3 protein-coding genes, 17 tRNA genes and 1 rRNA gene are annotated in these 8,640 nt (G+C 49.9%); all 21 read left to right on the top strand.

The annotated features are described in order from the left end of the window. Positions 1-256 precede the first annotated feature (256 nt). Positions 257-373 (top strand): 5S ribosomal RNA (rrf, locus tag WBG83_RS05600). A 51-nt stretch (positions 374-424) separates the two neighbouring features. Further along, positions 425-500, top strand: a tRNA-Asn gene (locus WBG83_RS05595). 3 nt (positions 501-503) lie between these two features. Then, positions 504-592, top strand: a tRNA-Ser gene (locus WBG83_RS05590). 10 nt (positions 593-602) lie between these two features. Beyond that, a tRNA-Glu gene (locus WBG83_RS05585) sits at positions 603-677 on the top strand. A 51-nt stretch (positions 678-728) separates the two neighbouring features. After that, a tRNA-Val gene (locus tag WBG83_RS05580) sits at positions 729-804 on the top strand. 14 nt (positions 805-818) lie between these two features. Continuing rightward, positions 819-892 (top strand) — tRNA-Met (locus tag WBG83_RS05575). Positions 893-927: 35 nt separating this feature from the next. After that, positions 928-1,004 (top strand) — tRNA-Asp (locus WBG83_RS05570). A gap of 18 nt (positions 1,005-1,022) precedes the next feature. Next, a tRNA-Phe gene (locus WBG83_RS05565) sits at positions 1,023-1,098 on the top strand. Positions 1,099-1,111: 13 nt separating this feature from the next. After that, positions 1,112-1,187: transfer RNA gene (locus tag WBG83_RS05560), tRNA-Thr, on the top strand. A gap of 16 nt (positions 1,188-1,203) precedes the next feature. After that, a tRNA-Tyr gene (locus WBG83_RS05555) sits at positions 1,204-1,289 on the top strand. 7 nt (positions 1,290-1,296) lie between these two features. Beyond that, positions 1,297-1,370: transfer RNA gene (locus tag WBG83_RS05550), tRNA-Trp, on the top strand. Positions 1,371-1,387: 17 nt separating this feature from the next. Then, positions 1,388-1,463, top strand: a tRNA-His gene (locus WBG83_RS05545). Positions 1,464-1,472: 9 nt separating this feature from the next. After that, positions 1,473-1,544, top strand: a tRNA-Gln gene (locus WBG83_RS05540). A 12-nt stretch (positions 1,545-1,556) separates the two neighbouring features. Continuing rightward, a tRNA-Gly gene (locus tag WBG83_RS05535) sits at positions 1,557-1,631 on the top strand. A gap of 10 nt (positions 1,632-1,641) precedes the next feature. Further along, positions 1,642-1,715, top strand: a tRNA-Cys gene (locus tag WBG83_RS05530). Between the two features lie 15 nt (positions 1,716-1,730). Further along, positions 1,731-1,819, top strand: a tRNA-Leu gene (locus WBG83_RS05525). A gap of 13 nt (positions 1,820-1,832) precedes the next feature. Then, positions 1,833-1,909 (top strand) — tRNA-Arg (locus WBG83_RS05520). A 42-nt stretch (positions 1,910-1,951) separates the two neighbouring features. Further along, a tRNA-Leu gene (locus WBG83_RS05515) sits at positions 1,952-2,034 on the top strand. Positions 2,035-2,517: 483 nt separating this feature from the next. Next, a complete protein-coding gene (locus WBG83_RS05510) occupies positions 2,518-4,743 on the top strand; it encodes a heavy metal translocating P-type ATPase (RefSeq protein WP_336743396.1) in 2,226 nt (741 codons plus the stop codon). A gap of 487 nt (positions 4,744-5,230) precedes the next feature. Further along, on the top strand, positions 5,231-7,003 hold the full coding sequence (locus WBG83_RS05505) for a cache domain-containing sensor histidine kinase (RefSeq protein WP_336743394.1): 1,773 nt from the start codon (positions 5,231-5,233) through the stop codon (positions 7,001-7,003). Next, complete coding sequence (locus WBG83_RS05500; RefSeq protein ID WP_336743392.1) at positions 6,996-8,549, top strand: response regulator transcription factor; 1,554 nt, start codon at positions 6,996-6,998, stop codon at positions 8,547-8,549. Before WBG83_RS05505 ends, WBG83_RS05500 begins: the two co-directional genes overlap by 8 nt. The last annotated feature ends 91 nt before the right edge of the window (positions 8,550-8,640 follow it).

Genomic DNA, 8,640 nt, shown 5'->3' with positions numbered 1-8,640 from the left:
AGATAGGTTCGGGGTGGAAGCGCGGTAACGTGTGGAGCTGACGAATACTAATCGGTCGAGGGCTTATCCAAGATACATCAGCTAACCAAACATGGATGGATGGAACGTTTCGTATCTAGTTTTCAGGGAGGAATCCCTTGAGCAAGAAGCTGCATGCCTTGGATAAGGCTGGAGATTTTCTTGCAGCATTTTCGAAGAGGGAGCTCTTCGAAGAAAACAAGCTTCCGAAGCAGCTTTGCTTCATAAAGCTTGCAGGTTTGGTGATGATGGCGGAAGGGAACCACGCGTACCCATCCCGAACACGACCGTTAAGCCTTCCAGCGCCGATGGTACTTGGACCGCAGGGTCCCGGGAGAGTAGGACGTTGCCAAGCCGACAAATAAATATTTGTTGCGACTGCGATGTGAAAACATACAGTCACTATTCCCTGATAGCTCAGTTGGTAGAGCACTCGACTGTTAATCGAGTTGTCACAGGTTCGAGTCCTGTTCGGGGAGCCATATGGAGAGGTGTCCGAGTTGGCCGAAGGAGCACGATTGGAAATCGTGTAGGCGTCACAAGCGTCTCGAGGGTTCGAATCCCTCTCTCTCCGTTCTTAGTAAGGCCCGTTGGTCAAGGGGTTAAGACACCTCCCTTTCACGGAGGTAACAGGGGTTCGAATCCCCTACGGGTCACCACTATTGCAATATAAGTAAGTTTATGGTATATTGATTTTCGTTGCTTTATTTGGAGGCTTAGCTCAGCTGGGAGAGCATCTGCCTTACAAGCAGAGGGTCGGGGGTTCGATCCCCTCAGCCTCCACCATAGAATATTATTGACGCGGGGTGGAGCAGCCCGGTAGCTCGTCGGGCTCATAACCCGAAGGCCGCAGGTTCAAATCCTGCCCCCGCAACTTAATTTTCGAAGATGAACTTCGGAAACAAACGCGGAGCCGTGGTGTAGAGGCCTAACATGCCTGCCTGTCACGCAGGAGACCGCGGGTTCGAATCCCGTCGGCTCCGCCATTTAACTTCATCATACAAGGCTCGGTAGCTCAGTCGGTAGAGCAGAGGACTGAAAATCCTCGTGTCGGCGGTTCGATTCCGTCCCGAGCCACCATTTAGAATTATGTGCCGACTTAGCTCAATTGGTAGAGCAACTGACTTGTAATCAGTAGGTTGGGGGTTCAAGTCCTCTAGTCGGCACCATTTAACTTCATAGCGTGGAGGATTAGCGAAGTGGCCAAACGCAGCAGACTGTAAATCTGTTCTCTGACGAGTTCGGTGGTTCGAATCCATCATCCTCCACCATTTTTATAGGGGCATAGTTTAAAGGTAGAACAGCGGTCTCCAAAACCGTTAGTGTGGGTTCAATTCCTGCTGCCCCTGCCAAGTAATCTAATACCGTGGCGATCGTGGCGAAGTGGTTAACGCATCGGTTTGTGGATCCGACATTCGAGGGTTCAATTCCCTTCGATCGCCCCATATTCCCATTGGGGATTAGCCAAGCGGTAAGGCAACGGACTTTGACTCCGTCATGCCTAGGTTCGAATCCTAGATCCCCAGCTTTATAATTATGCGGACGTGGCTCAGTGGTAGAGCATCGCCTTGCCAAGGCGAGGGTCGCGAGTTCGAATCTCGTCGTCCGCTCCATGATTTTGATGGCGCCATAGCCAAGTGGTAAGGCAGAGCTCTGCAAAAGCTTTACCCCCAGTTCGAGTCTGGGTGGCGCCTCCACAATTATTTTACCAAGCCGGGATGGCGGAATTGGCAGACGCACAGGACTTAAAATCCTGCGATAGGTGACTATCGTACCGGTTCAAGTCCGGTTCTCGGCACCAGTTGTTTTTGGATGTGCCCTTAGCTCAGCCGGATAGAGCGTTTGACTACGAATCAAAAGGTCAGGAGTTCGAATCTCTTAGGGCACGCCATTTTTATTTTTAAGATTGAAAGCGAATTACTTTTTAATATTTGCCGGTGTGGCGGAATGGCAGACGCGACGGACTCAAAATCCGTTTCTCGAGAGGGAGTGGGGGTTCAAGTCCCTTCACCGGCATCAAAAAAACAAGACGCAACTAGATTACTAGTTGCGTCTTGTTTTTTTATTGTCTATAAGGTTGATTCATTATTATGCCTACAAGGATCTTCATGGGATTTCACCTTCATGCTGTTCGAGTAGCTTCTAGTGCCGTCATGACTTTCTAGTGCATCCCCAGTATGAAAGCGGCCTCTTTCACACAAACTCCCTCTTTGATAAACGAACGTATACGAAATCTTAACAGAGCAGTTCTATCCCTTGAAATTGATCGTACATATTAGACAAGGGGATTGGCTATATAAGAGTGTCTTGAATGTGTGGATGTGGCTATCTTTTCTGGTAAAGTCCATGCTTTCATACCGGGGAGGCGGAGATGAAGCCATGACTGGTTTATGGAATGCGGACGATGATACGGAACGTTTTTAATATACGGTCACAATTGTGCATTGGTATGCTTTTCAAAAGGCTAGGCTTAGTAATGAAGGGGGGGCGTGGAATTGCATGCAGCATTCGGGAACGACGACGAGACTCAGCACAATGTTCATCCAGGGAATGACTTGTGCGGCCTGCGCGACTCGAATTGAAAAAGGATTGTCCCGGCTGCCCGGTGTAACGGAAGCGACGGTCAATTTAGCGTTGGAGACGGCTCGTGTGGCATACAATCCTCAGGAAATACAGGTCCATGCATTTCAACAAAAAATCGTGCAGCTTGGATACTCCGCAATTTTAGAGCCTGAGCAGACTGAAACTGAACGTTATCGGCAATCGGAATGGACAAGGCAATTTTGGCGGATTGTCATATCCGCTTTGCTGTCTTTTCCGCTGCTTTGGGCTATGGCGGGTCATTTTCCATTCATGGCCTTTATTCCGGTTCCAATGCTGTTTCTGAAGCCTTGGATGCAGCTGGTCTTAGCGGCGCCGGTTCAATTTATTATTGGCTGGCCGTTTTATGTGGGAGCCTTCAAGGCACTGCGCAGCGGAAGCGCCAACATGGATGTTCTGGTCTCATTGGGAACGACCTCGGCTTTCTTATACAGCGTGGTGAATACGATGAACTGGTTCCTTCAAGAAGCTGATCGCCATGCTCCGCTTTTGTATTTTGAAACAAGCTCTTTGCTTATTACCTTGGTATTGCTTGGAAAAGCGTTTGAAGCAAGAGCCAAAAGTAGAACAACGTTGGCTTTAAAGGCACTGATGGGGCTGCAGGCACGTCAAGCGGTTGTGCTTCAACAGCATCGTGAGGTGATGCTCCCCATCTCGGAGGTAAAGCCGGGCGATATTGTATTCGTGAAGCCTGGGGAGCGCATCCCCGTGGATGGGGAAATCATCAGGGGACGGTCCAGCACGGATGAATCGATGTTGACCGGTGAAAGCCTGCCGATTGATAAAGCTTATGGAGATGCCGTTTTCGGAGGGACTCTGAATTTGTCCGGCACTTTGCTCATCCGGACTACGAATGTTGGCCATGAAGCGGCGCTGTCCCGAATTATGAAAACGGTAGAAGCAGCGCAGGGCTCCAAAGCCCCGATTCAACGTATTGCCGACACGCTATCCGGTCTATTCGTTCCTGTGGTGACGATTCTGTCTTTATTAACTTTCCTCGTGTGGTATTTGTGGCTGGAGCCTGGATTTTTGTCCGGAGCGCTGGAGAAGGCTATTGCTGTTCTCGTTATTGCATGTCCATGCGCTTTGGGATTAGCAACGCCCACCGCGATTATGACCGGGTCCGGACGCGCGGCGGAGCGAGGCATTTTGTTTAAAGGCGGCGAATTTTTGGAAGCGACACATCGTATCGATACGCTCCTGCTGGACAAAACCGGAACGGTTACAAAAGGGAAGCCCGAATTAACCGATGCTTTTGCTATTAATATGGATAAGACGGTTTTTTTGCGGTTACTGGCCAGTACAGAGCGATGCTCGGAGCACCCATTGGCTCAGTCGGTGGTTGCAGGTCTTGCAGCGCAAGGGATTTATGGAGAACAGCCGGATGAGTTTGAGGTGCTGCCCGGTTTTGGGGTACGTGCAGTTATCCGCGGACGTGTTGTGGTTGCAGGGACGAGCAGGCTTCTGGAGAAATACGATATTAAGGCGGACTATGTTCAAAGCTTCGTAGAGAAGCTGGAAATAGAGGGCAAGACGGTCATCCTGGTGGCTATAAATGGCCGCTGTGCGGGACTGGCCGCTGTCGCTGACAGGATTAAGGTTACCTCATCGGCAGCCATTGCCCGGCTTAAACAAGCTGGAATCGAAGCCATTATGGTAACGGGGGACAATAAGCGGACAGCCGCCTCCATTGCCGCTCAGGCCGGAATCAGTAAAGTAGTCGCCGAGCAGCTGCCGGAGGACAAGGTTGATATTGTAAAAAAACTGCAGGCGCAGGGCAAGAAGGTCGCCATGGTTGGTGACGGTATTAACGACACTCCGGCATTGGCGGCGGCCGATATCGGGATGGCGATGGGAACCGGAACTGATGCGGCGATGGAGGTGGCCGATGTCACTTTGATGCGCGGAGATTTGGAAAGTGTGGCTGAGGCGATATACATTAGCCGCAAGACGATGGAGAACATTAGACAAAATCTGTTTTGGGCGCTGGGCTATAATGTGTTGGGAATTCCGATTGCGGCGGCCGGCCTGCTTGCTCCATGGGTTGCCGGAGCGGCTATGGCGCTAAGCTCAGTATCCGTTGTATTAAACGCGCTGCGTTTGCAGAAGATGCAAAGCTCATAAGCAGCTGCAGCGTGTTCAAGGGTCAGGACAATAACGCCTGTGGTCGACCGACCTCCGTCATGCAGTGAAACACCGCGTGCTGGGAGCTGCGCAAGGTAAGGAAGTAAATGATCCGACAGTCTATATTTTGTACAGGAGTATTGCGCCTGCGAAGGCTGCGGTACTCTTTTTGTGTGAAAATCCATGCTTTCAAATGGGGGATGCAGCGATAAAGCGATGGACTGTTTTTATTGCAACCAGCAGTAAGCGAATACTGTCGGTGGTTTTAGTACTACGGGAACGTATTAGCCGAAAGGCAGAACGGGCTGGCGCTGGCAGCCGAGCGCCATTATGCAGCAAGCCGCATAGCACAGTTGAAACAAAGTTGGAGTTTGCAGGCTGATCGGGTTACAATGAAATCGATTCGTGCAGGATCAATCGGTTCGTTCAGGATCAATCGATTCATGCAGGAATCGGCAGCGAAGGCGGAGAGGAATGAGAACTGAGCATGAAACGATTCAGGGTATCGCTGAGGGCGTTATATGCGAATTGGCGTATTAAACATAAAATTTCGTTCCTCGTATCGGTCATTATGATTGTCGCATTTGTGTTTACGTTAGGCGTTCATCAATATGCGTTTTCTATTTATGATGAGCAAATTTATGAGAAATCGTCTCAGGTTCTGAATTTGTCCTCCACCAGCATCGAGAATGAGCTTAAAAAGGTGGAAAAGCTATCGTTCAGCATGATCGCAGATATGCAGCTGCAGGAGGCGCTGAGGACGCTGAAATCGGGGCAGCTGTCCGATTATGAGCGGCTGCGAATTTCCAGGGATATCACGGACCGGATGAGCGTTTATGCGAATACGGAAAATTTCATTACCTCGATTCAGCTTTTAGATTATGACGGAAGAGAATACGCGGCCGGCAATGCTCTGGTTACCCCGCCCGATCGGAAGGTTGAAATTGATGAGGTCACAAAAAAGCGGGCTGGCGAACTGACTTGGATCTATCCGAACGATTATGATGCTTCCCTCGTCGCCGCAAGACGGGTCCGGGCTTTTTTTGATACGAATTTCAGCTTGGACGATTTGGGTACGTTGTTTATCCGCATCGATTTGGAGAAGGTAGTGCATAATGTCGCAAGCGGCTCCGAGCGGCAAACAGGTGAATTTGTCGTCACGGCCGGGCAGGAGATTTTGTTCCCGCGCAGCACGGAAACGATCGCCAATTTGCCGGAGCTGTCGGACGATCTCGGGCGGGATTACGGAATTACCGATTTGAACGGGCAGAAGGTTTTCGTTGCGAGCGTGCAATCTTCCTATACCGGGTGGGCGTATTGGAATATTATCCCGTTCGACCGAATTTTCGAGCGGATTACGGCGACTAAAAATTTGGTGTTCATAGAGTTTATTATTATTTTCGGCCTCGTTATCGCGCTGGGCATGTGGTTTGCCCGCAGCATTACAAAGCCGGTTGAACGGCTGATCTCCAAAATGAGGCTTGTCCAAAAAGGAGAATTCAAGCTGGAGGAGCCGCTCCCTGATCCGCTCCCGATGGACGAGGTAGGGCTGCTTCATCGCACATTCCATACGATGGTGCAGCGAATCGACGATCTCATTACAGAAAATTACGCCAAGCAGCTCACGATAAAGGAAACGGAGTTTAAAGCGCTGCAGGCGCAAATTAATCCGCATTTCTTGTATAATACGCTGGAGTCGATTAACTGGATGGCCAAGGTCAACCGGCAAGCCCAAATTTCAAATATGGTGGAAGCGCTGGGCTTCCTGCTGCGTAATTCCATCAGTTTGAAGGAACCGCTGATTACGATTGATCAGGAGCTGGAGATTGTAAAAAATTATGTTACGATTCAGCGCTACCGGTTTGAAGAGCGGCTCGATTTCCGGATGGAGGTTCCGGAGAATTTGCAAGCTTATTGTATTCCGAAGCTGACGCTGCAGCCGCTGCTGGAGAATGCGATTCATTACGGCGTGGAAAAAATGCTGGAGCCTTGTACGATTACTATCCGGGCCGCGGCTGAAGAAGACGGGCTGAAGCTGTATGTTACCGATACCGGTCCGGGAATGACTCCCGAATATTTGGACAAGCTGCGGCGCAGGGAAGTAATTACGAAGGGTAAGGGGATCGGGCTGAGCAACATTGACGACCGGATTAAAATAGCCTTTGGCGACTTGTATGGCATGGAGATTAAAAGCGAGGCGGGCCGCGGGACAACTGTCCAAATCCGGCTGCCTTATGAGACGAGGTGCAGACGTGTATAAGGTGATGCTGGTGGATGATGAACGGATTATTTTGGAAGGGATCTCAAATGTGGTCGATTGGGAAGCGTGCGGCACCGTGCTGGCCGCAACGGCCCGCAACGGCCTGGAAGCGCTGGACCGCATGGCGGAGCATCTGCCGGATATTGTTATCAGTGATATCAAAATGCCCGGCATGGACGGGCTGGAGCTTGTGGCACAAAGCCAAAAGCTGTATCCGAACACACAGTTTATTCTGCTCTCCGGCTTTAGCGAGTTTGAGTATGCCCGCACGGCGATGCAGTACGGGGTCAAGCATTATTTGCTGAAGCCTTGTAATGAGAATGTCATTATGGACGCTTTGAAGGAATGCGCCAAGGAGATTAGCACATCGGAGACCCGGGAGCATTTTATCCAAAATATGAAATACGGCCTGCAAAAAATATTACCGCACGTAAAGGAACAGTTTCTCAAGGAGTTCGTGACCAATAAAACGTATGGAACGAAGGATTGGGAGTATTACCGGCAGTTATTCGATTTAAATTCTCAGGCTCAAAAAATCCGGCTTATTTTGTTTCAATTGGAGGGCGATTTCGAGTTCGAGCACATGTTTGCGATTAAGAATATTGCAGAGGACATTCTGGGCAAAACGATATTGAGCACGACCATTGGAGATCATGTGCTGATTCTGATTGAAGAAGAGGAGGATACAGCCTCTACACTCCAGGAACGGATTGTGGAAATCCGCAAAACGTTTAAGGAATACTATAAGAAAGACACGACGATTGCGCTTAGTGAACCGGACACCATTGCCGGGGCCCGCAAGCTGTATCGGGAAACGCTTGAATGCATCAATTACCGTTTTTACCTCGGTGAGGGCAGCCTGATTACAAAGCAGGATGTGTGGATGCCCGATGCTGTGAAGGACGAGGATTTCAGCTTTGACAGCGAGCAGCTGTATATGGCGGTCAAGACCGGGCAGTGGGATGAAGCGAGCGGGGAAATCGAGCATATTTTCAACAGCTTGAACGGGCTCCGGCTCAGCATTCCGATGACGAAATCGTATGTGATTCAGATGTACATGGCGATGATTCGGCTTGGCGAAGCCGACCGGATGGAAGAGTTCATGCAGAAGCTGCCTGTGCTGGCGGAAATGCATACGCTGCAGACGATTGAGGCTTTTTTCCGGCAGGTTGCCGAGGAAATTACACTGTATCACTATGAGAAAAATAAAAACAAGCACTCAGCCATTATTCAAAAGGTTATAGAGACGATAAACGAGCATATGGGGAACCCGGATTTGTCCATTCACTGGATTGCCCAGACGATTTTGTTCATGAATCCGGATTATGTAGGCAAGCTGTTTAAAAAGGAAACGGGCGAGCGTTTCTCCAATTATGTGATGAAAATTCGGATTAACAAGGCCATTGAGCTTATTGAGGCGTCAGACGATGTAAAAATATTCGAGCTGGCGGACAAGCTGGGCTTCGGTGAAAATCCGCAGTATTTCAGTCAGGTGTTTAAGAAGTATACCGGCCTGACGCCAACTGAATACAAACGGAATCCATAAGCAGGGAGGGAATAAGGGAGCGGGCGGCTTGCTGGTGGACAGAGCAAGACCTTCAGGGCAGCCGGCAGAGCTAAAGCTTCGATGGCGTTCC

Source organism: Paenibacillus sp. y28 (genome assembly GCF_037137075.1).
In the GTDB taxonomy this organism is placed as follows: Bacteria; Bacillota; Bacilli; order Paenibacillales; family NBRC-103111; genus JBBBNV01.
Note: the sequence above shows the minus strand (reverse complement) of the source record. Positions and strands in the feature narration are given on the sequence as shown.

What these genes read in the sequence shown, in the direction of transcription:
- WBG83_RS05510 (WP_336743396.1), top strand. Translation starts at nt 2,518, where the DNA reads ATGCAGCATTCGGGAACGACGACGAGACTCAGCACAATGTTCATCCAG.
- WBG83_RS05505 (WP_336743394.1), top strand. Translation starts at nt 5,231, where the DNA reads ATGAAACGATTCAGGGTATCGCTGAGGGCGTTATATGCGAATTGGCGT.